Below are 24,329 nucleotides of genomic sequence, written 5' to 3'. Positions count from 1 at the left end.
CGTGGGAGACATCTGACAGGGTGCGGTGGTGGTCACGGGCTTCGGCGGGTCGGGAGCGTGGTGATTCAACTGGTGACATCCACCGCGGAGATGGCGGAGGACTTCCTGAGCGTTGAAGCTCGGCGCCGCCCACGCCCTGAGCTTCACCGGTCCATCCCCGTCCGACGACGAGGCCGATGCGGGCGGGGCCGGAAGCCGGCGCCGCACTCATCCGCCGTTGCGGCGGCGAGGAGCGTCTTCGGATGAGGGTTTCATGGAGCCCATGACTGAACTAAAGGCACCTGATGTTGAGCAGGTCCTGAAGCGCAACGCCGAACTGCTGAAGCGGCATGTCGCCGGACGCCTCGCCCTCGCCCTCTCTCTGATGGCGCTGCCGTTGGTGCTGAACTCGCTGGGTGCGCCGAACACCCTCTTCCTGGTACTGCCCATTCCGTTCGGCATGTGGGTGCTCGTCTTTCTGGCACTCAGGGTCGGCCATGGGCGGCGCTTGAACGTGTGCAGGAGGGTGCTGCACGCCTATCCGCTCGAATACCGAACGCGCGTGGACAGGAAGGCGGGAGACAGGAACGGGGACGAGTGGAAGTACCTCGGCACTCTTCACACGATCAAAATCTCCAGCCGCGGCCGACACGGCGCCCCTCGCATGCGGGCCATCAACGCCACGACGGTGCGGCGCTGGCCCAAGGGGGCCGAGGACGGCGGCGTTTGGTTCGCCGGTGATCCGCTCTTCGGCGGCGTCATGGTCGTCCCTGGCAGCAACGCCATGATGTTCATGCAGCCCGCGAACTGGGGGAAGTCCGCCCAGGAGCGCGCGCAGGCCGATGACGCCCGGATCGCACGGGCGCAGCGGGCCGGCATCACTGAGCTGATCGAGCGCGACCCGAACATCACTGGCTGGGTGTAGCGCAAGGCGCGCTTGCCACGCCATCCGGGCCGCCGGCGGGGAGCCAGATCAGCCGCCGCTCACCCTTCAACTGTCCTCGGCTCGGCCCGCTCAGGACAAGGCCGTTAACACCACACCTAGCTTCTGGCCGTGCGTCGAAGCTGTGCCGAGAGGTGGTGTTGCAGCGGCTGGCCGACCGCTGCGAGGTCGTGGACGAAGCTGAGCGTGCCTTCGTCGGTCAGGGTGTAGCGGCGGCGGGTGGCGTTGACTTCCTTGGCGGTGGGGGTGAGGGCCACCTCATGGGTGCTGAGGTCGGCCACACCGTCGGCGGCACGGCCGACCAGGATCTCGGCAATGCCCGTGGGCTGGGTGATCAAGGCTTCCACGCGACCGTCGGGCTGCAGCCGCCACCAGCCGCTCTCCCGGGCCGACGGCCGCAGTGGGGTGCCGTCCGCATCGAGCAGCCAGGCGCGCGACTCGTAGTGGAGAAAGGGACGCCCATCGTGACTGAAGGTGACCTCCTGGGCGTACGTGAACTCCTCGGGAAGCGTCGGGTATTCGCCGCTGCCCCGGCCGACCCAGGTGCCCAGGAACCCGGTCAGCGGGGCGAGCAGTGCGTGCGGCGCGGGCGCTTCGTTCGGTCGCAGGGCCTCTGGATCAAAGTCGGTATCCATGGTGATCAGTATCCACAGGGGCAGCCGCGGAGCGTGCAACGGCTCCACGGCGCGGACACGGTCAGGCCTCACCTCGCCTCACCGAGCGCAGGGTATTGCGGAGGCAGGTGACCTCGCGGGCATCGCGCGCCGTTCCGGCATCAATTAACGCCTTTCTTTAACGAGTAACGCCTTTCTTTAGCGCGTGCTTCCCGTGCTAGAAACGACTGTGCTCGCCCACGGGGGCGACGGCGTGCAGGGTCACGGCGGGGGATTCCACTATGAGTAGCTCAGCAAGGAGCGCAGGCGGCCCTTGCCGCCTCGATGGTGATCGGTACGGCCGGCTCTTCACTGGAAGTTGGATCGCCGGTCTCAAGTACCTGGGAATTGACCACCCTTCGCTGTAACCCGAAGCACATCGAATTCGGCGTCGGCAGGTCCTGGCGGGTTTCGACAGCGGTGGAGCGCTCTGCCCTTCCCTGGCCGGCCGGCCGATCGCCGCTCTGTACAACTCCGGAAAGGAAATTCAGTGAAATCGAGCCGTATATTCACGTCGGGAGCCGCCGTTCTGGCTTCCACTGCTGTCCTGCTTGCCCTTGGGCAGTCCTCCGCGACGGCTGCCGGAGTCACGTCGGCGGATGCGGTCGTGCCGTGGAAGGCCACGTACGGCACGGCCACGGCATCCGGTACCAGGTCGGTGCAGCCCAAGGACGGCTCCGCGTTCTCCAAGCTCGTCATCAAGGGCGACTTCAAGAACACGGGTAAGGACTGCTACTCGGTGTGGACCCAGTGGACCTATGACCTGGTACCCACGCCGCCCGTCAAGCGGGCGACCCTGTGCGGTGAAGGTACGAAGTCGGTGGACTTGAGCCTGGCCAACTACACCTTCACCACCACTGGTTCGGTCTTCCTGTGCCGCGGCGACAAGGACACCGAGCACTGTGGTGAGCAGGAGTCCCTGACCAGCTGGCCGGTCGACCGCACCCGCTGACCGGTGGATTGCCGCCGGTACGGCAGGCTCGCCGGCCGTACCGGCGTCGGCCGTACACGGTCCGGGAGCGCGACGACCGGCGGTGGTCCGCGCCCCCGTGGGGCCGCACGGGCCCAGGTCCCGTGGTGAGCCGAACTCCGTTGTCAGTGGCTGCTGTCAGGCTGGGTGTCACTCGCTGCAGAACCGCGTCAGGAGACACGATGAGCACCCCCGGTCTTGGTCCGTTGTCCGTCAGCCGCCTCAGCGGCAGTGAGCCCCTGCGGGCCCGGGGCGACATAGTCGGCAGGCTCGGCGAGTTCTGGAGCTGGGCGTGCTCGGACCTGGCCAACAACACGATGCGTGGCATTCTCGCCGAGTACCTCGTCGCCACAGCGCTGGATGCCGCCACCGGCACTCGCACCGAATGGGACACCGTCGACATCCGTACGCCTTGTCCCGAGTTGTGAGGAGGTCCCGGTTGAGGAGTTGTCCTGTTCGCGTGGAGGCTTGCAGCGGACCGCCGTCGGCCCGTCGGACGTTCCCCTCACGGTGGCCCGTCGCCGCGTGCTCGTTCCTGGCGGCGGAGTTCGGAGAGGTCGGTGAGGCGGTCCAGGCCGTGTACGGCGCGGGCGGTGCGGTGGTTGTGTTCCAGTCTGGGGCGGTGGCGGTCGAGGAAGGCCCAGTAGGCCGCGGTGTAGGGGCAGGCGTGTGGGCCGGTGCGGTCACCTGGACGGTAGGGGCAGGGGCCGCACAGGTCGCTCATGCGGTTCACGTAGGCGCCGCCGGAGGTGTAGGGCTTGGTGGTCATGCGGCCGCCGTCGGCGTATTGGGACATGCCGATGACGTTGGGGACCATCACCCAGTCGTAGCCGTCGACGAAGCAGCGGTGGAACCAGTCCGTGACGGCGGCCGGCTCCCAGCCGTGCTGGAGGGCGTAGCTGCCGAGGATCATCAGCCGGGGGATGTGGTGGGTCCATCCGGAGTCGCGTACCTGGGCCAGCACGGTCCTGAGGCAGCGTGCGCGGACGCCGTCCGCGTCCAGGTCGTTCCACCAGGCGGGCAGCGGGGCGGTGTGCCGCAGCGCGTTCGAGTGCCGGTACTCCTCGCCGAAATACCAGTAGAGCTGCCATACGTACTCGCGCCAGCCGGCGATCTGCCGGACGAAGCCCTCGACGCTGTTCAGGGGTGCCCGGCCCGCGCGCCACGCCGCTTCGGCCTGTTCGACGCACTCGGCGGGATCGAGCAGGCCGAGGTTGAGCGCGGCGGACAGCAGGCTGTGGCTCATGACGGGGTCGGCGGCGAGCATCGCGTCCTCGTACGGGCCGAATGTGGCAAGCCGGTGGGCGAGGAAGCGGCGCAGGGCTCTTCGTGCCTCGGCTCGGGTTGCCGGGAAGAGGCGCGGTCCATCCCGTCCGACGAAGGACACCTCACCCTCCCTCTCCCAGCGGTCGAGGTCGCGCCGGACCTCTTCGTCGATCTCGTCCTCACGCGGCCAGTAGGGGGCGGGAACCGGCAGGGAAGGTGTGCGCGGCGGGGGCTCCCGGTTGTCGTGGTCGTAGTTCCACCGGCCGCCGGCCGGCGCGTCACCGTCCATCAGCAGGTCATGGCAGCGTCGCACCCACCGGTAGAAATCCTCCTGGCGCAGCCGCTCGCCGCCGCGCCCGTCCGCCCATGCGGCGAAGTCGTCCATGGGCACCAGGAATCCACGCGCGGGGCCCATGGTGACCTGTGGCAGGGAGCGCACGAGCTTCACTGCGGCGTAGGAGGTCGGATGGTGCACGGTCAGCCGCTCGCCGCCGCCCACCACCCGTTCCAGCGCCTCCCGGTAGGTGTCCGCGCGGACGTAGGTGACCCGGTCACCGAGTTCGGCCGCCCGGTGGCGCATGGCGGAGAGCACCAAGTGTGCCTTGGCACGGTGGAAACGCCGGCGCCGGAAGACCGACCGGGCCTCGATCATCAGCAACGGTTCCTCGCGTGTGGGACCACTGTCCTGCGAGGGCCGCAGGAAGTGCGGTCCGAGCTGGTCGCCGAAGAGCCAGTGCATGCGGGGTTCCTCCGTTCCGTCCGGGCTGTCGCGGCGGCGGTGGGCGGGATCGCCGCGGGTGGAACTCTGCGGCGGTTGCCCCGTTGTCCCGTCGTCTCGTCTCGTTGCGGGGCGGGGCGGGGCGGGGCGGGCAACCTGCGTCTCCCAGGCTGTCCGTGCCGGGCACGGGCGACGGTCTCAGCTGCCGCGGAGGTCTGCCAGGACCTCCCGGGCCGCCCGGCTGCCCGAGGCCAGAGCGCCCTGCACCGAGCCGGTCGCCCGGTGGTCACCGCAGACATACCGTCCCTTCCTGAAGCGGGTGCTGCGGCTGGTCGGCCACGGCGGGCGCATCACGGGCAGCGCTTGCTCGACGGTGTACGTCGCCACGAGCTGCCAGGGCGCGGTGTCCGTGCCGTACAGCTCCGCCAGGCGCCGACGCACCGCGGTCTCGGCGCCCGGCGGGTCACCGCCGAGGACGGAGGTCGACACCAGGGCGGTGCCGGGAGGTGCGTAAGTCGTGGTGACCTCGGTGAGCACGCAGGTGTTGAGCACGGCCAGGGTGCTGTCGACCACGAGGGTCGGTTCCCGCAGGGGCGAGGTCTCGGCCGCGTGGTAGTAGGTGGTGACGGTCCGCCCGGGTGGCACGGGCAGGCCGGGAAGCAACCCGGAGGCCGTGGCGGCGTCCGTGGCGACGACCACCACCTCGGCCGGGCGTTCGGTGCCGTCCAGCAGCACTCCTTCATCGGTGACGGCCGCGACAGGGGACTCAAGCCGTACGGTGCCCGCGGGCAGCCGGCCGGCGAGGAGGCGTGGCACGCTGCCGATGCCCTGCGCGGGCAGGCAGAGCGTGCCGCGGGCCATGCTGCGCCACACCAGATGGAAGAACCGGGCCGATGTCTCCAGTTCCTTCTCCAGGAACACGCCGGCGAGGAAGGGCCGCAGCACTTCGTCCACCGCTTTGGCGGACAGGCCGCTTCCGGCGAGCGCGTCAGCGGTGCTGCGGTCCCCGCCACGCTTGAGAAGGGCGGCAGGGGCCAGCATGTCCCGGGCGGTCAGGGCGGCCAGGGCCGCGAGGTCTCGTGCGCCCAGGACGCGACCGGGCAGGAGGCTGCCCGCCTCGCGTGGCCGCCGGGTGGGGTCCGTGATCCGTGCGACGCCCGACGGGGTGTGGGCCAGCACGCCGGGGGTGAACGGCCGCAGTCGCAGTTCCCGCAGCGGCAGGCGGCGCTTCACCTGCGGATAGGCGGTGTTGAACACCTGGAAACCACGATCCAGAACGAAGCCGTCCCGGCGGTCCGTCCGCATACGGCCACCGACCTCGTCGCCCGCTTCACACAGTTCCACGAGCAGGCCCGCACGGCTGAGGTCGAGCGCGCAGGCCAGACCGGCAAGCCCACCCCCGATGACGACGGCGTCCCGGCGCCGGCTCCACTGACCTGCCATACGTGGTCTCCTTCGCTTCCGTCAGCCGTGACCGGCACACGGGGAGCGGTGCCCTTGGACCAGGTCTTGAGCCACTTGAACCAGGTGAGGATGTTCCGGATCTCCCGGATCTCCCTGTGGAGGCAGTGGCCTCTTCCCACGGGCCGGGCCGTGTGCGCCCCGGCCCGCGGCGCGGGAACACCGGCCGGTGAGAGAGCCGGCCGGCGGGCGCAGCACGCACCACGCCCGCCGCGGTGATCGTCCCGCCTTTCCGCGCGGGAGTGTGGGTGCCACGCCCGACACCCCCGCCCGGCACTCACGCCCGCCACTCGGCAGGCGGGGCAACGCCGGGCGCACGGTGCCGTGGCGGGGCAAGGCCGGGCGCACCGGTGGGGGCCTGCGGACAGGGAAAGGCGCCCAACAGGCTCATGCCCGTCAGGCGCCTTTCGTTTCGGGTCGGTCGGGTCGGGGCGCGGGCTACCGGAGGGGGCGGCCGGGTCCGGTTCGGGTCAGGAGCAGGGCTTGTAGAAGTGCTTCCAGCCGTCGCCGGGCATGGCGGGGGGCTCGGGGGTGGTGCCGAACTCGCCGTACTTCACCTGGAGTTCGTAGCTGTAGTTCCCGGGGCCCGTGCCCGGCTTCGACAGGCGCACGTCCCGGTCCAGGCCTCCGTCACCGGAGTTGTTGAGGATCGCGAGGTCCGGGTAGGCGTCGCCGCCGTAGTTGGCGATCCGGAGCTGCTGCGCCTCGCCGCGGTCGCCGATGTCGGAGTGCCGGGCGTGGGCGGAGCCCAGGTTCGACCGCTTGAGGGGGCCGGGGCGGTATTGCGCGACGCGTGCCGTCGCGGGGTCGTCGCCGTCGGCCGGTGTGACGAGATTGACGACCATGTCCAGGGTGCCGTCGTTCTGGAAGTCGGCGACCGCGGCGGAGGCGACCTCCCCCTTCTTCGCGCCGAGAAGGGTGCGGACGGGGTACGGCTTGCCGAACGAGCCGTTCGCGGTGCCCCACCGGATCGTCATCTTGGTGCCGGTGAGCCCGGGGTTGCTGATCTTGTCCGGGTGGCGGTCACCGTCGAGGTCACCGACCAGCGTCGTGGCGTCGGCCAGGCACACGGACGTCGTCTTGGCGGCCTTGCCGGACCGTCCCGCGCCGTCCGAGGCCGCACTGGCCGGAGAGCCGGCCACCGTCAGGGTCAGGGTGGCGGCCGCGATCGGCGCGGCGATCAGGCCTAAGCGCTTGCGAAGCATGGACGAACTCCTCACGTCGTTGTGTGAGAGGAGATATCGGGGGTGCCCCGTGCGTTCAGCGTGGATAGCTGTATTACGCAGTTGTGACGTAGGGGAGGGAGCGAGGGGGCGGGGCAGTGGAGGGCGAGGGCGCGCCGGTGGCGGGCGGCGGGGCGTCCGGCCGTGTCAGCGCCCCCGGGCCCGTGGGCACCTAGGGGTTCGTGTCCCTCAGCCGGCCTCCACCGCCTCCGCGGCGCCACGGCCCAGGAGGTCGTGGAGGAGGCGGGTGGCGGGGAGTTCCGGGTGGAGGTAGACGTGTTCGTCGCTCTGGCCGACGGCTGCGAGGAGGGATCGGAAGGTGGTCTTCGCGTCCTCGGTCCGTCCGGCGCGGTGCTGGGCCTGGCCGAGGAGGCCCAGGTGGAGGGGGCGGCGCAAGTGGGTTCTGGAGGCGCGGAGTTCGGCGAGGGAGGAGTACATCAGGGTGAGGCCGTCCTCCTGGCCGGAATGGGTCAGGCCCCAGCCCTCCAGGACGCCGAGCATCGCCTTCCAGTAGAGCAGGCCGTGTTCGTGCGCCAGGCGGACCCCCTCGGCGCCGGAGGAGCGGGCCCGGCGGGCATCGCCCTCCCAGGCCGCCACGACCGCGTCCACGTAGAGGGCGAAGGAACGGTCGGAGGGCCTGCTGTCGTACTCGGTCAGGCGCAGCAACTCGCGACGGCGTGCCGCGGCGGCGGTGCGGTCGCCCATGAGCCAGTGGGTGAAGGTGTCGTAGGAGCGGCAGGAGACGCGCGGGTCGTGCTGGAAGGTGCGGGCCAGGGCGTGGCCCTCGCTGGCATACCCGTCCGCCATCGCGACGCCGTGCTCCAGCTCGGCGAGCGCCTGCCGCAGCTGGCCGCGTACGTGCAGGACGATGCCCTCGCCGTAGGCGGCGCCGAGCACCGCCACCGGCTGGCCGGACCGGTCGGCGAGGTCGCGGAGCAGGCCCGAGAACTGGCGTGAGGCGTCGTAGCGGCCGGTGACGATGTACGCCGCGCACAGGGCCCAGAGCACCGACGGGTCCTCGGGGGAACCGGTGGCCGCGCTGAGGGCCCATCCGCGGGCGAGTGCCGTCTCGGCCTCGGCATGGCCGTAGCCCCGGGTGGTGGCCAGCACCTGGCCGAGCTGGACGTGCAGCCGCTGGTTCAGGGAGGCGGCGGAGGGGTCGCCGGGCGGCAGCATGCCGATCAGGTGGACCGCGCGGCGCAGCCAGGTCTCCACTTGTTCGTAGGCGAGTTGCTGCTCGGCCTGCTCGGCGGCGCGCAGCAGCAGGGGCAGTGTCTCGGCGGTCGGCAGTGCCGTCTTGGCGTGCCAGGCGTGGTGGGCGACCCGCTCGATCTCCTCGTCGTTCACCTGCCCCAGCCTGCGGGCGGATATCCCCTCGGCGACCCTCGCGTGCAGCCGCTGGCGGTCCTCGCGGGGAAGGTCGTCGATCAGGGTCTCCTGGACCAGGGCGTGGGTGAAGTGGAGCCGCTCCGGGTGGTGCGGGTCCTCGCCGAGCAGCCCGGCCCGGATCGCCGACTCCAGTGCCGTGGCGACCGGTTCGTCCTCGGTGGCGGTGCGCTGCAGCAGATCGGTGTCGACCTCGGTGCCGATGACCGCGCACAGCCGCAGCACGCGCAGTACCGGGTCGGGCAGTGTGGCGAACCGCTGGTGCAGCGCCTCGCGGACGCCCGTCGGGACGCGGGTCAGGAGTACGTCCACCGCGTCGGGCCGGCGCAGGCTGCGCGCATCGCCCAGGAGGGAGAGCAGCTGCATGACGAAGTACGGGTTGCCCTCACTGCGCCGGTGCAGCACCTCGACGACCCTCGCGTCGACGCCGGGGCCGGCCTGGGCGACGACGAGGGCGGCGACGGCGTGCCGGGAGAGGCCGCCGAGCCGCAGGGTCTCGGTCCTGGGGCCGCGCAGGACCTCGGAGAGCATGCGGCGCAGGGTCGCGTCGGACTCGGCCTCGTACTCGCGGGCGGTCAGCACGATGCAGAGCGGGTGTCCCTGGCTGCGGGTGCTCAGCAGTCTGAGGAGGTCCAGGGAGGCGGTGTCGGCCCAGTGCAGGTCCTCCATGAGCAGGACCAGCGGGCGCCGGGCGGCGAGGGCGAGCAGGACCTCGCAGACCGCGTCGTGGGTGAGGAACCGGGCGCGGCCCCAGTCGGATTCCGGGGCCGGTGCGCTGGGCCGGGCCGCGCGCTCGGGCAGCAGCGGGGCGAGCAGGGCGCCGAACGGCTGCGCCACCTCGCGGAACTCCTCCGGGCGGGTGGTGGACAGCCGTCTGAGGATCTGGGTCCAGAGCCAGTAGGGCGGTACGCCCTCGCCCAGGAAGCAGTGGCTCCAGATCACCTCCAGGCCGGCATCGGCCTGACCGGCAGCGTTGTGGCCGGCACCGTTCTGGCCGGCGCGGGCGGCTCCGAGCCGGGGGACGAGTTCGAGCAGCAGACGGGTCTTGCCGACGCCGGCGGGGCCGAGGACGCCCGCCACATGTCCGAGACCGGCGAGCGCGCCCGCCGCCGCGGCGGTCAGGCGCTGTAACTCCGCGCTGCGGCCGGTGAACGGTGACTGGGCGCCCGGCCCGCCGCACACCGGCCGTATGGTCTCGGTGCCGGTGCCGTGCTCGCGGGCCTTCGCTTCCTGCCCGGGACGCCCGGCGTACCCCGAATCCGCGCTGACCGAGCGGGAGTTCGCGGGGGCCGGCCACGGGTCCGTGGCCGTCGGCACCGGCGGGTGCGCGGGTCCCCGTCCGGGCAGGGGACCGTCCGCTCCCGCCCGGTCCGTGGCCGTGCGTCCGACTCTCCCCGGACTCGCGGGCGGCGTGCCGTCCTGGAGTACGACATCGTCGCCGTGCGGGGCGAAGGACCCGGCCGGCGCCCTGCCGGTCCGGCCGGACGCCTCGGCCGCCGCGGGCGGCTGGGACGCCTGCGCCGTGTGCGGCAGTCGTGCCTCCGCCCCTCGTGCCCATACGCCCTCGTCCGCCGGGGCGGCTCCGGTCGCCGTGGCTCCCGGCGTGGGCCCGGCGGGCTCGGGGAGACCGGGGCGTGGGCCCGTGGTGGGCCCGCCCACCCCTGGTTCCTGGCGCAGGATCGCGGTCCTGACCCTGCGGAGTTCGGCGGCGGTGCCCACGCCGAACTCCTCGTCCAGGTGGGCGCGGGTGCGTTCGTACGCTTCGAGCGCCTCGGCCTGTCGCCCGAGCCGGGAGAGCGCCGTCATCAGGTGGCCGACCAGGCGTTCGCGCGCGGGGTGGAGGCGGGCCTCGCGGTCGAGGTCGGCGGCGACCTCCTGGGCCTCGCCGAGGGTGAGCCGGGCCTCCGCGCAGGACTCCACGGCGGTGAGCCGGACGTCTTCGAGTCGTGAACTCTCGTCGCTGAGCGGGGGATGGGCGTCGAACTCCGCGTAGGGCGAGCCCCGCCACAGGGAGAGGGCCGCCGTGAACCGGTCGCGCGCGGCGCGTGGTTCGCGGCGCTCCAGCAGCCGCCGCCCGTCGGCGATCAGGCGCTCGAAGCGGCAGGTGTCGATCTGTTCGGGGGCGAGTTCCAGGACATAGCCGGGCGCGCGGTGGCGCAGCACGGTGGGGCGGCCGGGCCCGGAGGCGGGCTGGAGCGCGCGGCGCAGGTGGGAGACGTGGCTCTGGAGCGTGGCGACGGCCTGACGCGGGGGCTCCTCGCCCCACAGCTCCTCGATGAGCAGTTCCGTGGGCACCACACGCCCCAGGCGTATGAGAAGCAACGCGAGCAGGGCCCTGCGGCGTGGCGGACCGAGTGGGAGGTCGCTGCCGTCGTGGTGCGCCGACATGGGACCCAGAACACTCAGCAGGAGGGATGTCCCGTGCGGCCCGGACTCGGGGGCCGGAGTGGTCGGGGGCGAATTCGGCGTCAGGGATGAAGGCATATCGCTCCCAATCGTTCTCGCACGCGCAATCGTGCCGGCAGGTGGGGTGGCGCCGGGCGGCCGGCGCCCTACCGAAGCGGAGCCTTGCATAGAGGACGAAGCGTTCCAAGATCATCCTCACCGGCGGCAAGCGAACGGCAAGGAGTCCGCAGGGGTTTCGGCAAGGATGGCCAAAAATCGCCGCAGCGAACGGCAGGAATCAGGCAGCGTCCCGACCAGACCGCCGCAAGGGGCATGCCGCAGGATGCCCGTCATCGGAAACCACCTGAACGGGGAGGGCGGGGTCGGGGCCCCCGGTGGCGCCTTCACGGTGACCGCCGGGCCGACCTTCACCAAGACAGCCTGGCGACGGGAAGGAGTAGCGGTCCGATGCGCGACGGAGCACTCGGTGAGACCTCTGCGGGGACGGTGCCGGGCGGTCAGCACTCCGGGGTGAGCACCCTCTCGAACTCCGCCTCCATGGCCACACCTAGAGGCTCCGGATGGTATGCGCCACCTCCAACTCCCCTTTCCTGGGGAGTTGTTCGAGACAAAGTTGCGGGGTCGACTCGTAACTCCCGTTCAGACATGGCGAGTTGGTTGTACCCACCCGGTGTGCCGGCAGCCTCCCTTGCCTCGCGAGGCGGAGTCGGCGGCCGCTGCCGCTGTCCGCTTCCCGCGGCACTCCTCACGGCATTGCCCAGACCGGCCCTTCGTCACTGACGCCGCTCCCCCACACACCTCTTCAATGCCGAATTCGCATGCCCATGAGGCATGCCATGTGAAGGGTCCAGTTCCGTGCACTATGCAATTCTCGGGCCGCTCCACCTGGTCGTCGACGGCGAACCGCGCTCCATGCGCTCCCGGAACCTGGCGATCATTCTGGCCACTCTTCTCGTGAAGGCGGGGCACATCGTCACCGTCGACGATCTAATCGGTGAGGTATGGGCCCAGCCGCCGCAGCGGGCGCGCGACGCGATTTACGTACACATCTCCAAGCTGCGCCAACAACTCGGCGACACCTCACAGAGCGACGTGATATGGAGCCAATTCCCGGGATATCTCATGCGTCTCCACGGCGAGCAGCTGGATCTCCAGTCGTTCCATCGTCACCGGATCGACGGCCACCGCAACATGGTGAACGGCGACTACAAATCGGCGGCACGCGACTGGAAAGCCGGGCTCTCGCTCTGCCGTGGCACGCTGCTCGGCGGGGCCTACTCGGGGCCGATCCTCGGCAGCTTCGACTCGTGGGTGCAGCAGTCACGCGCGGACTGCGTCGAGCTGACCGCCTGGTCACAGCTCAGCGCCGGTCTGTGCCACGAGGTGATCGACTTTCTCTCCCTCCATCTGACGCGGTATCCGCTGAACGAGATCCTGTATCAGCAGCTGATGCTGGCGTTCTTCCTGTCACGCCATCGCGCCCAGTCCCTCAGGGTTTTCCACCGAGCCTGTCAGGTCCTTTCCGACGAGGTCGGTATCAATCCGGGCGGAGACCTGCGGACGGTTCAGGACATCGTCCTGTCCGATGACGTCGGCCGGGCCAAGCGCGTCATCGCGAGCGCCGTGGCCTCGCGCGTCAGCAGCCTGCGGTCGGCGGGAGAGCTGCGCCGTCAGCCCAGTTCGGTCGATTAGTCCGGCGCGGGCGACATTTCCGGGGCCACCGGCGCCAGCCACCGGTCACCGGCACACCAGCCACCAGGAATTGCCGAGAAAGGAAAGAGAGACCGTGATGTTCTTTTCCCTCTGCACCGTTGTGGTGGCGCGATGAGCGCCCCGGACGCCAGCTCGCTGCTGCTCGCTCTCGCCGTGCTCGTCCTCGTCTGCCAGGCGATGGCGGGGCTCGCCCGCCGCCTGGGCCAGCCCTCCGTGGTCGGGGAGATCATCGGCGGTGTGCTCCTCGGACCGACGCTGTTCGGGGGCGAACTCACCGACACGCTCTTCCCGACCGGCATCCGCCCGCTGCTCGGCGCCTTCGCGAACGTCGGTGTCGCGTTGTTCATGTTCCTGGTGGGGCTCGAGTTCGACCGGCGCGTCGTGCGCCGGCAGGCAGGCACGATGGGCTGGCTGGGCATCGGGGCGTTCGTGGTGCCGTTCGGGCTCGGGGCGCTGTTCGCGCTCTGGCTGCTCGACGCTCACCCGAGCCGGCGGCCCGCGGTGTTCGTCGTCTTCCTCGGCACGGCCATGGCCGTCACCGCCTTCCCCGTCCTCGCCCGGATCATCGTCGACCGCGGCCTGCTCAACAGCCGGATCGGCGGGCTGGCACTGGCGCTGGCGGCCGTGGGCGATGTGATCGCCTGGACGGTGCTCGCGGTTGTCGTCGCCGTCGTCGGGACGGACGGGCACTCCTGGCGCCTGCTCCTGCTCCTCCCCTATGCCGCGGCCATGGTGTTCCTGGTCCCGCGGCTGCTGCGCAGCCGGGTGGTGTGCCGGCTGCCGCAGCGGGCGGTCGTGCTGCTCGTGCTGGCGGGCGTGCTCGCCTCCGGCGCCGCGACGGAGTGGATGGGACTGCACCTGATCTTCGGAGCCTTCCTGTTCGGCCTCGTCGTCCCCCGCACCGGGCTGCCCGGGGGGTTCCGGGAGGGGCTGGGGACCTCCGTCGAGCCGCTGGCGTCCTTCCTCATGCCGATCTACTTCGTGGTCGCCGGGTTCCGGGTGGATCTCTCGCACCTCGATGCCGCCGCGCTCGGCGAGCTGGTGCTGATCCTGCTGGTCGCGAGCGGCGGGAAGCTCCTCGGCGTCTACGGCGCGGCACGGGCCGCCCGCCTCGACCACCGGTCGTCCATGGGGCTCGCCACGCTGATGAACGTGCGGGGCCTGACCGAACTGGTGCTGCTGACGGTCGGCCTCTCCCTGGGGCTCCTGGATTCCGGCCTCTACTCGCTGATGGTCGTGATGGCGGTCGTGACCACCGTCGTGTCGGGGCCGCTCCTGCGCGCGAGCATCGGCGCGCCGGCGGAGGGCGAGGACACCCTCGGCGCACGGGTCCCGGCGTCGGGGCCGCGTGCGGAGAACAGCGAGCATCCTCCGACGCGGCAGCCGTAGTTCGAGCGGCCGGGCCCCGGCCTCGTCCAGGTCCTCCCCGGCCTCGAAGCAGAGGCGTCGCTGCCGGGGACAGGGTCTGGTCGGGCCGGGCCGGTGCCCGGTGGCCGTCGGCCCGCTCGGTGAACTTCCGTGCGGCGCACCCCGGTTGTCGTGGCTCAGGGGGCTGTTGAGGTCTCGTTGTGTCCCGGGGTGTCGAGCCAGGCCGTCAGAGCGTGCTCGGTGCGCTGGAGTTGGATGCGCCGCTCGGTGATCTCGTCGAGGCGTTCGGACAGGCGGGCTCGGGTGACCTCGCAGCAACGGCGGTCGTCGTCCGTGCCGGAGGTCATGCAGGGCAGCATCAGGGCGATGTCCTTGGCGGTGAAGCCGGAGTCGAGGAGCGCCTTGATCTGCTTGCCGCGGTCGATGTCGGCGGGGTCGTAGTCGCGATAGCCGGCCGGGCTCCGGTCGGGTACGAGCAGCTCCGCCGCCTCATAGTGGCGCAGCCGGTGCGCCGGCACCCCGATGCGAGCGGCCGCGTCAGCGATGCGCATCCGTGGTCGGGCCCTTCCGACTTGACCTTCATATTGGTGTGAAGGTTGATGCTACCGCGCATGCGAAGAACTTCCTCACCCACGCTGGTGGTCATCGTCCTCGCCGGTGCGCTGTTCGTCGTGACCAGCAGCGAGTTCCAGGTCGCGGCCATGCTGACCGCGATGTCGGCCGACCTGGGGGCCTCGGTGGCGGACCTGGGCCTCCTGGTGACGGTCTACTCGCTCGGCATGGGCTTCGGAGGGCCGGTGGTGGCATGGGCTCTCCGGCGGTTCCGGCCCCGGAGCGCTCTGGTTCTGGTGATGGCCTGCTACGCGGTCGCCGAGGCGCTGACCGGGACCATGACGGAAGAGCACCTGCTCATCCCGCTGCGGCTGCTCACCGGAGCGTTGTCCGGGGCGACCTTCGGGATGGCCCTGTCGACGGGCATGCGCCTCGGTGACGAGCACGGCCGGGCCCGTATGTCGGCCGGTGTTCTGACCGGCCTGATGGCTGGAACGCTGTTGGGGCTCCCCCTGAGCCACGTGGTGGCGACGGCGGTGGGCTGGCGAGCGTCGTTCGTCGTGCTGGCGGCGGCCGCGGCCGCCATGGCTCTCGCGGTACGTCTCGCCGTACCCGAAGCGGCGGGGCGGCCCGATGAACGCCCGGCGTCTCTGGGCACGTTGCGCAACGGACAGCTGTGGCTGAGGTACCTCACCAGCTTTCTCACCATCGGTGGCGCCTTCACGGCGTTCACCTTCATCGACCCGCTGCTCCAGCGCGCCGGTCTCACCCCACCCCAGGTCAGCCTGACGATGTTCGGCTTCGGTGGCGCGGCGTTCGCCGTCAACCACCTCGCCGGCCGCGTTGCCGGAGGAGCCGCCCGAGGGTGGCTGGTCGTAGGAGTCGTCGTCCAGCTCGGCGCTCTGCTCCTTTTCCTGCTGACGCCCGGTGACTCGCAGTGGATCGTGGCAGCGACGGTGTTCCTTGGAGGGACAGGCATCGCCTTGAACCCTCTTCTGGTGAACCGTGTGATCGCCGTCGGAGAGCCGGACGTTCTCGTGAACACCGTGCACACCTCGGCCATCACCCTCGGCGTCGCGGCGGCCACCACGATCGGAAGCCGGGCGATCACCGTCACCGGCGATCTCAGCGGAACCGTCCTCGTCGGCCTCGCCTTCAGCGCGGCGGCCGTGCTGCTCACTCTCGCCACGCGGGACGCCTCGCCCGCCGGCCCGTGAGGCGACCGCGGGCGGGACGGCCCAGGCTCACCGCACCACGCCCCTCACCGTCGAAGGACGCCGGCCGATCGCCCTCCTCAGCCGGACGTGCGCAGGGCGGCGTCCAAGGCGCTCATGAGGTGGGCCACGCGGCTCTTGCCGTGCGGGGCGGCGGGATAGCGGCTCAGGACGTCCTTCAGGAGCGGCGTGGCGCGTTGCCGGGCCTGCTCAATGGCCCTTTCTCCGGCGCCGGGGGCGTCGCCCGCGGTCAGCTCGGCGACGCGCGCCGCGCAGGCGGCCGCGCGCAGGATGTGGCCCACCTGGGTGGCCTTGGCGAGCGGGTGCAGGTAGGCGGCGGCCGCGGCGTCGCCGGCTGCGCGGGCCGCGAGACAGGCGGCCTCGGTGTCCGCCTCCTTCGCGGCGCGGTGGGCGTCCAGCGAGGTGACGCGCTGCAGCGTGGTCCTTCGTGCGCCGTTCACGAACTCCCAGGCCGCGTCCACGGCCGCGCGCGGCCGTGGATCGCCGGGAAGGGCCTCCTCGAACACCGGAAGGACGTCCTGAGCGCTCTCGGCGGCGTAGCGCGCCACGGCGCGCAGCTCGTCCGTGGTCAACTCGAAGTCCCCGGTTCCGGCGGTCATGCGCCGATTCTTTCATCGGTGCCGCGCGCCCGGCAGCCGCTCGGTCACCCGGCTCCGTTCACTCGTGGAACCGGGTGGTCTCGGTGAGCGGTGCGCGGGGGACGGCCGGCATGGTGGCCACGGCCTCCGGCTCGGGGTAGCCGAAGGAGATGCCGAACAGCAGCTTGTCGGTGGAGGGGCCGAGGACGGTGCGTACGGCGTCGGCGTAGAAGCCGAGCACGCCCTGCGGGCAGCTGGCGATGCCGTGGGCCGTCATGGCGAGCATCAGGGTCTGTGCGTAGATGCCGAGGTCGGCCGCCATGCGCTCGTCGGCGTTGGCGGGGACCGAGAGCAGCGCGACATGGGGCGCCCCGTAGAAGCGCAGCCCCGCGAGGAACGCCCGCCGCCGTGCGGCACGGTCGTCACGGGCGACGCCCAGCGCTTCGTAGGTGAGGGCGCCGGCCGCGTGACTGCGCTCCGCGGCCGTCCCGGTGTACGGGCGCAGCGGGAAGTCGGGGCTCGGTTTCCCCGCTTCGGCGGCCCGGACCAGGGCCTCGCCGAGCCGTTGGCGGGCGCCGGAGCTGAGGACGTCGACGGACCACGGCTGGGTGTTGGAGTGTGACGGGGCCGAGGCCGCCAGGTCGAACACCGAGGCGATCACCGCGTCGGGGACCGGGTCGGGTCGGTAGGCACGGACCGCGCGCCGGCCACGGATGAGCCGTTCGGCCACCTGTGGCTCCAGAGAGGTTTCGAGCGAAGTCACGACCACTCCTTTCTGTGGATGCGTTGCACCGGTCGGTTCCGACGGTGATCCGCGCCGGGCACGGTCCGTTTCACCGGCGGGTCACACCGGCGGGGCGGTGCGGAGGTGCCCCGTCACCACGGCAGGTCGCAGGAGCCGTGCAGGCGCTGCGCCTCGATCCCCCGGGCGCGGCAGGCCGCCACGAACCGCTCGGCCGCCTGCACCGGTACCGCGTTCTCGTCGAAGGTGGTCGTCGTCAGGTACCAGACCCATGGCTCGTGTCCCATGGCGTACACATAGGCCCGGCCGCACCCCAGCGCCTCGGCGAGGGCCATGGCGCCGAGGTCGTCGTTGCCGTTCAGGCGCCGGCGCACGGCCATCTCACGCGCCGGCTCCTGAGTGAACAGCGGCCCGTAGAGCCAGGTCAGCGGGGCGCCTTCGCACTCCATGCCCAGGAAGAGCACATCCACCTCGCCGATGGCCCGCCGCACATGCGCATACGCGTCGGGGTCCACCGTGGCGGTGTCGGCGGCGAAGAGCACGGACCTGCCGTCGGACTCCAGCAGCCAGGCGGACTTGGCGATGGCGAGGTCGCCGTGCTCGCCGAAGAAGGGCACGGCGGTGATCCGGCCCATCGCCGTGTCGGTCTGCTGCAGCTCGCCGAGTTCGATGACCCGGGGGAAGCCCGCGGCCTCCAGCGCCAGCCGCAGCGACGGGTCCTGGAGCGACCCCGCGTCCGACCGGGGCACGACGATCGTCCCGATCCGGGTGCGCAGGCGCAGCAGCGACTCCAGTACCAGGTGGTCCTGGTGCCCGTGCGTGATGAGGACGTGGTCGATGAAGTCGGGCAGATCGCTGTCGACCAGGCGGGGGCCGGCGCCGGGGAACGCGGGCGGCAGCAGCGGGTCCACCAGGACCGCGCCCCGGTCGTTCTCGGCCAGGACGCAGGCGTGTCCGAGGTAGCGGATGCGCGGCTCCCGAACGTGTTCCCTGCGCGCGGCCGTCGCGGGGGTCTCGGCCGCGGTGAAGTAGCGCGCCACTCGCGCCGCCGCGTCGGGGGTGAGTTCCAGGGCCTCGGCGACCTCGCCGAACGGCCGCGGGGTGCGCAGGGTCGAGAACATGACGTCGACGCCGGGGTGGCGGAAGGGCACCGGCAGCACGGTCCGCTCGTCGGTGTCGAGACGGGGTGTGGAGAGGGCGAAGGGGCGGCGGTCGGCCCGGAGGGGTTCCAGCGCGAGGGCCTGGCCGTCGGTCGAGGCGTAGTCACTTCGGTACAGCAGCGCCTCGATCAGCCGGAACGAGGCGTTGTCCTGGAGGTCGTAGACCAGCTCCACATAGCCCTTGAGGGGCTCCGGCACGAGGGGGTAGAGCCCTTCGAGCGGCACGCCCGGACCGGCCTTCGCGAGCAGTTCCTGGAGCTCGTCCACCGCGCCGTCGAATTCCAGCAGCCGCGCGGCGCGCCGCCGGGTCGTCTCGATCAGGGCCTCGACGTCCGCCGAGCGGTCGGCTCCGAGGTCCATGAAGGGGCCGCCGGCCAGCGCCGGTGTCCGGGACGACCGCTGGTGGACCGCCGGCGACTCCAGGTACGAGGTCATGATCGGCAGCTGGCGGCGGGCGATGTTGCGCGCCGCCGTGCCCGGCGAGAGCAGGTGCGACCAGGCGTACCAGTGGTCGATCAGTGGCTCGGCCACGACGTCGGGACGCAGCGCAACGGGTCGGCGGCTGTTCGGAGTTGGTGTCATCGGACGCGCCTTCCCTGTCCGGCCCGGACTCGGTCGAGGGTGTAGGGGGTGAGACCGCCGCGGTCGACGATGCCCTGGAGGGCCCCGAGGTCGGCGAACTCCATCTCACGGTCCGCACAGGTCACGACCCGGCGGGAGACATCGACACGGACCGGTGCACCGGTGATCGACTCGTCGAAGCCGTGGTCGACGACGACGGGAAGCAGCAGGCCCATGTTGACGCAGTTGCGGAAGAAGATGTTGCCGAAGGACCTGGCGATGACCACGCGGGCCCCGGCGTGGTGCAGCGCCTGCGGGGCGGTCTCGCGGCTGGAGCCACAGCCGAACTCCGTCCCGGCGAAGATCACCGTGTACGGCGAACTGCCCGTCTCCGGGTCGACGAACGGCGTCTTCGCCGGGTAGTCGACCAGGGCGATCCGCGCGAGCTGCGCCGGCCCCTCGTAGGGCTCGAAACGGCCCGGACTCATCACGTCGGTGTCCACGAAGTCCCCCACCCCGTAGGCGAGGCCACTGATGATCACGACGGCATCCCTCCCTTCTCGGCTGACGTGGCGCGGCGTTTCCACGCCATCCCCGCCAGCACTTCCAGCACCACCCGGTTCGCGAGATAGGCCGTGATCTCCCCCGGCCCGTCGTAGGGCGGCGAGAGCTCGACGATCTCCGCGCCGACGAGGTCGGTGCGCTGGGCGCAGATCCGTACGGCGTCGAGCAGTTCACGGCTGGTCAGCCCGCCCGGTTCGGGCGTCCCCGTCGCCGGGGCCATGCCCGGGTCGACGACGTCGATGTCGATCGTCAGGTACAGGGGGGTGTCCCCGAGTTGTCCGAGGACCTCGTCCAGGCAGGCGTCGAGGCCGCGGGAGCGCAGCTCGGACATGGTGACCGAGCGGACCCCGAGCCCGGCCGCCCATTGGAGCGTGCGTGGTCCGGGCCAGTACCCGCGCAGTCCCATCTGGACGAACTGGTCCCCCGGTACGGTGCCGGACTCCAGGAGGCGGCGCATGACGGTGCCGTGGCCGTACTTCGCTCCGAAGTCGCTGGTGTCCCCGATGTCGGCGTGGGCGTCGAAGTGCAGCACCGAGAAGCTTCCGGCGCCGCGCCGGCCGGCGATCCCGCGCATCGTCGGCCAGGCGATGCTGTGGTCCCCACCGAGGGTGAAGGGGATGGCCCCGGCGGCGACGACCTCGCTCACCGCGCGTTCGAGGAGCTGGTGGGCCCGCTCGGTCTCCCCCGGAGGGGTCGGCACGTCCCCGGCGTCCACGATCCTGAGTTCGCTGAACGGGTCGATGCCGAGGCTCATATGGGGGCGGTAGGGGACATGCGGCAGGTAGTCGGTGCGGCGGATGGCCTGGGGGCCGAACCGGGTTCCCGGCCGGTGGGAGGTGGTGCCGTCGAAGGGCGCGCCGAGGATCACGACATCGGCGCCGGCGTAGCCCGCGGGGCTCTGGTCACATCGCGGCAGTCCGAGGAAGGTGGTCTCCGGGCCGAACACCCCGCGGTAGTCGGCGCGGCGCACCGCGTCGTCGTAGTCCTGTGGTGGGTCGCCGGCGGGTCCGCCCGGTCCGCCGGGCGTGGGTGGGGTCATCGCGCAGTCGCCTCCTCCGCCACCACGGCGTCGAACGCGTCACGGACCGCGGCGGCCATCTCGTCGGTGGTGCAGGGCGGGTTCCCCGGCCCGGCGATATCGGGGGTGCGGTGGGTCTCGACGGCCCGCTCGACGGCGGTGGCCAGGAAGTCCGCCCATCGCGGTGCGCCGAAGGTGTGGCGCAGCATCAGCTCCACGGAGCCGATCGTGCCGAGCGGGTTGGCGCGTCCGGTGCCGGCGATGTCGGGGGCCGTGCCGCCGACCGGCTCGTACAGCGCGAACCCGGTGGGGCTCAGGGTCGCCGACGGGAGCAGGCCCAGCGATCCGCACACCGCGCCGGTGATCTCGGAGAGCACGTCGCCGAACAGGTTGCTGGTCACGAGGACGTCGAAGTCGGCGGGCCGCAGGACGAGTTGCATCGCCATCGTGTCGGCGAACATGTCCCGGATCTCGACCTTCGGGTAGGCCGGCGCCTCCTCGGCGAGGACGTCCAGCCACAGCCCGAAGACGTCGGGGATGGCGTTCGCCTTGTGCACCAGGGTCAGGCGGCGCCGCCGTGTCTCGGCGTGCTGGAGGGCGCACCGCACGATGCGGCGGATCTCGTCCTCCCGGTAGTACATCTCCTGTCCGGCCCACCGCTGTCCGGCGTCGGACCCCGTCCGGCGTCGCCCGTAGTAGACGTCCGAGACGAGCTCGCGCACGAGCAGCAGGTCGACACCGGCGAGCCGCTCCGGCCGGAGCGGCGAGACCTCGCCCAGCGCCCGCAGCGGGCGGGCCGGGCGGAGGTTGGCGAACAGGTCGTAGCGGCTGCGCAGTTCGCCGATCGGTTCGTCCGCGGTCGCGCCGAACAGGACCGCGCCGTGCGGCGACGCCGCGACCTGGTCGAGTTCGTCGCGTACCGGGTCGGGCAGCCACTGCCCGGTGCGCTCGTACGCCGGGAGGCCCACCGCGTGCTCGCGGATCGTGGCGGGCAGTCCGGCGCGGTCGAGGACGTGCTCGAGGACCTGGCGGGCGGCGCCCACGACCTCCGGTCCGATGCCTTCGCCGGGGAGGATGAGTACCGTCGGTTCCGTTGTGGGTGTCATCGGCTACTCCGTGATCCGGCCGGCGAGCGCACTGCGCGCGGCCACGATCGGGGAGGCCAGGTAGACGGACGACTTGGGGTTGCCCATCCGCCCGCGGAAGTTGCGGTTGGTGGTGGACAGGCAGACCTCGCCGTCCCCGACGACCCCGCCGTGCGCGCCGTAGCACGCCTTGCATCCGGGCGACTCGACGACGGCACCGGCGGCGAGGAGCGTGGCCATGGTGCCGGACAGGGCCAGCCGGCGGTAGATCCCCATGGTGGCCGGCACGATCATGAGCCGTACTCCGGGTGCCACGTGCCCGCCGGCGAGTTCGGCGGCGGCTATCTCGATGTCGTCGTACTTCGCTCCGGTGCAGGACCCGATGTAGACCTGGTCCACCGCGATGCGGTCGGCCATCGCCTCGTCGATCGAGTGCACGTTGTCCGGCCGGTGCGGGTAGGCGACGGCGGGGCGCAGCTTCTCGGCGCGGTACTCCAGGCGCCGGGCGACCGGGGCACCGGGGTCGCTGGTCACCGGCTCGTACGCGACGGTGCGCGGCCGGGCGGCCAGGTAGTCGGCGGCGGCGGGCGACAGCGACATGATCCCGTTGACCGCGCCGGCCTCCACGACCATGTTGCACAGCGTCATACGCTCCTCGACCGACATCGTGTCGATCGTGGAGCCGGTGAACTCGATCGTGCGGCCCGAGGCACCGCCCATGCCGAGGTCGCCGACCAGGGTGAGGATCACGTCCTTCGCCAGTACGCCCGGCGGGAGTTCGCCCTCGATGCGGACCTCGATGGTCTCCGGGACCCGGAACCACAGATCGCCGGTGTAGAAGGCGTTCACCATGTCGATCATGCCGACGCCGGTGCCGAAGGCGTTGAACGCGCCGTAGGTCACCGAGTGCGAGTCGGTGCCGAGCACCACGGTCCCGGGCTGGACGAGTCCCTCCTCGCACATCATCACGTGGCAGATGCCGTAGTTCTCGCCATAGGGGTAGTGGTGGGTGATGCCCTGCTCGGTGGCGAACTGCGTCATGCCCGCGGCGAGCCGGCGTGATTCGGCGTCCTTGGCCGGCACGAGGTGGTCCTCGAAGAGGGCGATCCGGCCGGGGTCCCACACGGTCGCGTCCGGGCCGAACGCGGCGCGGAACTCGCGGCGGAGGCCCTCGCACACCGGGTCGTGGGTGAAGGCCATGTCGATGCCGACCTCGACGATCTCCCCGGCGACCACATGGTCCCGGCCCGCGGCCCGCGCGAGGATCTTGGCGGTCATGGTCTGCGGGGTCATGCCGGCGTACCTCCGACGTCGAGCAGTTCACGGATTTCCGACGGTTCCAGCCAGCGGTCGCGCGAACGTGCGCGGGCCAGTACCGCGTCGACGTTCCGGTCGTCGATCAGCGCCCCGACCGAGGCGAGCGCCTCGCGGGCGGCGGCGCGGCCGCTCGTCGGCCCGACCATGATCGACTGGCTGCGTCCGAGCGCCGCGGCGGGCACGCTGGAGAACACCAGGTCCTCGGCCTCCCGTCCCCAGCGCCGGGCCTTCACCAGGGCCGCGACATGGGTCCCGGTGCAGGTGGCGAAGGCCTGGTCGCCGATGAGGGGGGCGTTGGGCCGTACCGGGGTGCCGGTCGCCTCGGCGAGCCGGCGGCAGTGCGCGAACACCCGGTCCATCCGGTAGCCCTGATGTCCTGCCTGGTAGAGGTACATCAGGACGGATTCGAGCGCGGTGTTCCCCGCCCGCTCCCCCAGGCCGAGGAAGGCGCCGCTGAGGGTGTCGGCCCCGGCCTCGGCGGCGGCGAGGGCGTTCGCCACCGCGAGCCCCCGGTCGTCGTGGCCGTGCCACCAGATCTTCACCGCGGTGCGGTCGGCGGGCGGCAGCGCGTCCGCCGCCTGCTGTGCGGCCGCCCGCACCGTCCGCACGATGTGTGCGGCGCCCTCGGGTGTCGACTCCCCGACGGTGTCGCAGACGGTGAGTACCTCCGCCCCGACACCGACCGCCGTGTGCACCATCTGCTCGAGTTCCCCGGGCGGGGTGCGTGTGGCGTCCTCCAGGCTGACGCCGAACCTGGTGCCCTCCTCACGGGCCGCCGACCCGGCGTCCGCGATGCGGTCGAGCACGCTCTCCAGGGTCCAGCCCTCGATGCGCCGCCGCAGCGGGCTGCACCCGACGAAGAAGTCGGCCCACACGTCCCGGTCGGTGCCGCGGTTGACGGCGGTGACCGCGGCGATGCTCGCCGGGTCGGCCAGCGCCAGGAAGCGCGGAACCATCGGGATGCCGCGGCGGTCGAGGTGCTCGACGAGCTCGGCGGCCTCCGCACGGGCGTCCGGCGAACTCGAAGGAAATCCGAGCATGGCCGCCTCGACCCCGATCGCCGCGGAGGACTCGACAAGCGTTTTCTTCACGTCGACGGGCGGGTGGTGCACAAAAGCACCCTGTAATCCGTCCCGCAGGCTGTCATCTTCGATCCCGACATGGTCAAGGCCGCCTGAGCGCGGATTCCAGGTGAACAATTCCTCGGTACTCCCAGACATCACTCCACCTCTGATCGAGACCGGCCAGACAGCCGGGCCGCGCACCGGTCCGGCCGAAGAGAAAAACAACGGGCAGGAACGGTCTACCAGATCAGCGCAGCCGCACACCAGAGTTCCAAGGGGCATCTAAAGCCCACCCTAAACGCTGTCCAAACGCTCCCTTAAAGGCGCCTGACGGGCCATCTGAAGGCTAATTCGGCCACTCTTGAAT

20 protein-coding genes are annotated in these 24,329 nt (G+C 71.4%); 6 read left to right on the top strand and 14 right to left on the bottom strand.

What is annotated here, in order from left to right; all coding sequences use genetic code 11:
- Positions 1-262 precede the first annotated feature (262 nt).
- Positions 263-904, top strand: a complete 642-nt coding sequence (locus ACWC9R_RS05905; RefSeq protein ID WP_450729153.1) for a hypothetical protein — start codon at positions 263-265, stop codon at positions 902-904.
- Between the two features lie 116 nt (positions 905-1,020).
- Here ACWC9R_RS05905 and ACWC9R_RS05900 read toward each other — a convergent pair whose 3' ends face one another.
- Positions 1,021-1,557, bottom strand: coding sequence for an FABP family protein (locus tag ACWC9R_RS05900; protein WP_450729152.1), 537 nt, complete (start codon positions 1,555-1,557; stop codon positions 1,021-1,023).
- A gap of 625 nt (positions 1,558-2,182) precedes the next feature.
- On the opposite strand from ACWC9R_RS05900, the gene ACWC9R_RS05895 reads away from it, so the two are divergent.
- Together ACWC9R_RS05895 and ACWC9R_RS05890 are read left to right on the top strand one after the other, a co-directional pair.
- Positions 2,183-2,527, top strand: coding sequence for a hypothetical protein (locus ACWC9R_RS05895; RefSeq protein WP_450729151.1), 345 nt, complete (start codon positions 2,183-2,185; stop codon positions 2,525-2,527).
- A gap of 200 nt (positions 2,528-2,727) precedes the next feature.
- Entirely contained in the window at positions 2,728-2,973 is a 246-nt protein-coding gene (locus ACWC9R_RS05890) for a hypothetical protein (RefSeq protein WP_450729150.1), read from the top strand.
- Between the two features lie 77 nt (positions 2,974-3,050).
- Here the strand turns inward: ACWC9R_RS05890 and ACWC9R_RS05885 are convergent, their stop codons facing one another.
- The 4 genes from ACWC9R_RS05885 to ACWC9R_RS05870 form a co-directional block, all read right to left on the bottom strand.
- Positions 3,051-4,550: a cryptochrome/photolyase family protein gene (locus ACWC9R_RS05885; RefSeq protein ID WP_450729149.1), complete on the bottom strand. Its 1,500-nt coding sequence runs from the start codon at positions 4,548-4,550 to the stop codon at positions 3,051-3,053.
- Between the two features lie 177 nt (positions 4,551-4,727).
- Entirely contained in the window at positions 4,728-5,972 is a 1,245-nt protein-coding gene (locus ACWC9R_RS05880; protein WP_450729148.1) for an NAD(P)/FAD-dependent oxidoreductase, read from the bottom strand.
- 488 nt (positions 5,973-6,460) lie between these two features.
- Positions 6,461-7,195: an FG-GAP repeat domain-containing protein gene (locus ACWC9R_RS05875; protein WP_450729147.1), complete on the bottom strand. Its 735-nt coding sequence runs from the start codon at positions 7,193-7,195 to the stop codon at positions 6,461-6,463.
- Positions 7,196-7,402: 207 nt separating this feature from the next.
- Positions 7,403-10,987 carry a BTAD domain-containing putative transcriptional regulator gene (locus ACWC9R_RS05870; protein WP_450729146.1) on the bottom strand — a complete coding sequence of 1,195 codons (3,585 nt, stop codon included), beginning with the start codon at positions 10,985-10,987 and terminating at the stop codon, positions 7,403-7,405.
- A gap of 873 nt (positions 10,988-11,860) precedes the next feature.
- On the opposite strand from ACWC9R_RS05870, the gene ACWC9R_RS05865 reads away from it, so the two are divergent.
- Positions 11,861-12,697 carry an AfsR/SARP family transcriptional regulator gene (locus tag ACWC9R_RS05865; protein WP_450729145.1) on the top strand — a complete coding sequence of 279 codons (837 nt, stop codon included), beginning with the start codon at positions 11,861-11,863 and terminating at the stop codon, positions 12,695-12,697.
- Between the two features lie 132 nt (positions 12,698-12,829).
- On the top strand, positions 12,830-14,107 hold the full coding sequence (locus tag ACWC9R_RS05860) for a cation:proton antiporter (protein ID WP_450729144.1): 1,278 nt from the start codon (positions 12,830-12,832) through the stop codon (positions 14,105-14,107).
- Between the two features lie 155 nt (positions 14,108-14,262).
- On the opposite strand, the gene ACWC9R_RS05855 is transcribed toward ACWC9R_RS05860, so the two are convergent.
- Positions 14,263-14,637 carry a MerR family transcriptional regulator gene (locus ACWC9R_RS05855; protein ID WP_450729143.1) on the bottom strand — a complete coding sequence of 125 codons (375 nt, stop codon included), beginning with the start codon at positions 14,635-14,637 and terminating at the stop codon, positions 14,263-14,265.
- Positions 14,638-14,697: 60 nt separating this feature from the next.
- Here ACWC9R_RS05855 and ACWC9R_RS05850 point away from each other — a divergent pair, with 60 nt between their 5' ends.
- The gene (locus ACWC9R_RS05850) at positions 14,698-15,855 is read left to right on the top strand and encodes an MFS transporter (RefSeq protein WP_450729142.1); all 1,158 of its coding nucleotides are present in this window, start codon (positions 14,698-14,700) and stop codon (positions 15,853-15,855) included.
- Positions 15,856-15,932: 77 nt separating this feature from the next.
- On the opposite strand, the gene ACWC9R_RS05845 is transcribed toward ACWC9R_RS05850, so the two are convergent.
- The 8 genes from ACWC9R_RS05845 to ACWC9R_RS05810 all read right to left on the bottom strand — a co-directional run bounded on the left by ACWC9R_RS05845 (position 15,933) and on the right by ACWC9R_RS05810 (position 24,118).
- Positions 15,933-16,472, bottom strand: a complete 540-nt coding sequence (locus ACWC9R_RS05845) for a putative immunity protein (protein WP_450729141.1) — start codon at positions 16,470-16,472, stop codon at positions 15,933-15,935.
- 58 nt (positions 16,473-16,530) lie between these two features.
- Entirely contained in the window at positions 16,531-17,214 is a 684-nt protein-coding gene (locus ACWC9R_RS05840; protein WP_450729140.1) for a nitroreductase, read from the bottom strand.
- A gap of 113 nt (positions 17,215-17,327) precedes the next feature.
- Complete coding sequence (locus tag ACWC9R_RS05835) at positions 17,328-18,935, bottom strand: MBL fold metallo-hydrolase (RefSeq protein ID WP_450729139.1); 1,608 nt, start codon at positions 18,933-18,935, stop codon at positions 17,328-17,330.
- Positions 18,932-19,456 carry a hypothetical protein gene (locus tag ACWC9R_RS05830; protein ID WP_450729138.1) on the bottom strand — a complete coding sequence of 175 codons (525 nt, stop codon included), beginning with the start codon at positions 19,454-19,456 and terminating at the stop codon, positions 18,932-18,934. Before ACWC9R_RS05830 ends, ACWC9R_RS05835 begins: the two co-directional genes overlap by 4 nt.
- Positions 19,453-20,517 (bottom strand): agmatinase, encoded by a 1,065-nt coding sequence (gene speB / locus ACWC9R_RS05825; protein WP_450729137.1) that lies wholly within the window; start codon positions 20,515-20,517, stop codon positions 19,453-19,455. Before speB ends, ACWC9R_RS05830 begins: the two co-directional genes overlap by 4 nt.
- The gene (locus tag ACWC9R_RS05820; protein WP_450729136.1) at positions 20,514-21,602 is read right to left on the bottom strand and encodes an isocitrate/isopropylmalate dehydrogenase family protein; all 1,089 of its coding nucleotides are present in this window, start codon (positions 21,600-21,602) and stop codon (positions 20,514-20,516) included. Before ACWC9R_RS05820 ends, speB begins: the two co-directional genes overlap by 4 nt.
- A 3-nt stretch (positions 21,603-21,605) precedes the next feature.
- The gene (locus ACWC9R_RS05815; RefSeq protein WP_450729135.1) at positions 21,606-22,874 is read right to left on the bottom strand and encodes a 3-isopropylmalate dehydratase large subunit; all 1,269 of its coding nucleotides are present in this window, start codon (positions 22,872-22,874) and stop codon (positions 21,606-21,608) included.
- On the bottom strand, positions 22,871-24,118 hold the full coding sequence (locus ACWC9R_RS05810; RefSeq protein ID WP_450729134.1) for a hypothetical protein: 1,248 nt from the start codon (positions 24,116-24,118) through the stop codon (positions 22,871-22,873). Before ACWC9R_RS05810 ends, ACWC9R_RS05815 begins: the two co-directional genes overlap by 4 nt.
- Positions 24,119-24,329: the final 211 nt, after the last annotated feature.

Source organism: Streptomyces sp. NPDC001219, assembly GCF_053597915.1.
The sequence above is the reverse complement of the archived record's forward strand: the minus strand, read 5'-3'. Positions and strand labels throughout refer to the sequence as shown.

Coding starts and splice junctions, on each gene's coding strand:
- ACWC9R_RS05810 (WP_450729134.1), bottom strand. CDS start 24,118: ATGTCTGGGAGTACCGAGGAATTGTTCACCTGGAATCCGCGCTCAGGC.
- ACWC9R_RS05820 (WP_450729136.1), bottom strand. CDS start 21,602: ATGACACCCACAACGGAACCGACGGTACTCATCCTCCCCGGCGAAGGC.
- ACWC9R_RS05875 (WP_450729147.1), bottom strand. CDS start 7,195: ATGCTTCGCAAGCGCTTAGGCCTGATCGCCGCGCCGATCGCGGCCGCC.
- ACWC9R_RS05885 (WP_450729149.1), bottom strand. CDS start 4,550: ATGCACTGGCTCTTCGGCGACCAGCTCGGACCGCACTTCCTGCGGCCC.
- ACWC9R_RS05850 (WP_450729142.1), top strand. CDS start 14,698: ATGCGAAGAACTTCCTCACCCACGCTGGTGGTCATCGTCCTCGCCGGT.
- ACWC9R_RS05815 (WP_450729135.1), bottom strand. CDS start 22,874: ATGACCCCGCAGACCATGACCGCCAAGATCCTCGCGCGGGCCGCGGGC.
- ACWC9R_RS05870 (WP_450729146.1), bottom strand. CDS start 10,987: ATGTCGGCGCACCACGACGGCAGCGACCTCCCACTCGGTCCGCCACGC.
- ACWC9R_RS05905 (WP_450729153.1), top strand. CDS start 263: ATGACTGAACTAAAGGCACCTGATGTTGAGCAGGTCCTGAAGCGCAAC.
- ACWC9R_RS05900 (WP_450729152.1), bottom strand. CDS start 1,557: ATGGATACCGACTTTGATCCAGAGGCCCTGCGACCGAACGAAGCGCCC.
- speB (WP_450729137.1), bottom strand. CDS start 20,517: ATGACCCCACCCACGCCCGGCGGACCGGGCGGACCCGCCGGCGACCCA.
- ACWC9R_RS05880 (WP_450729148.1), bottom strand. CDS start 5,972: ATGGCAGGTCAGTGGAGCCGGCGCCGGGACGCCGTCGTCATCGGGGGT.
- ACWC9R_RS05855 (WP_450729143.1), bottom strand. CDS start 14,637: ATGCGCATCGCTGACGCGGCCGCTCGCATCGGGGTGCCGGCGCACCGG.
- ACWC9R_RS05845 (WP_450729141.1), bottom strand. CDS start 16,472: ATGACCGCCGGAACCGGGGACTTCGAGTTGACCACGGACGAGCTGCGC.
- ACWC9R_RS05835 (WP_450729139.1), bottom strand. CDS start 18,935: ATGACACCAACTCCGAACAGCCGCCGACCCGTTGCGCTGCGTCCCGAC.
- ACWC9R_RS05860 (WP_450729144.1), top strand. CDS start 12,830: ATGAGCGCCCCGGACGCCAGCTCGCTGCTGCTCGCTCTCGCCGTGCTC.
- ACWC9R_RS05890 (WP_450729150.1), top strand. CDS start 2,728: ATGAGCACCCCCGGTCTTGGTCCGTTGTCCGTCAGCCGCCTCAGCGGC.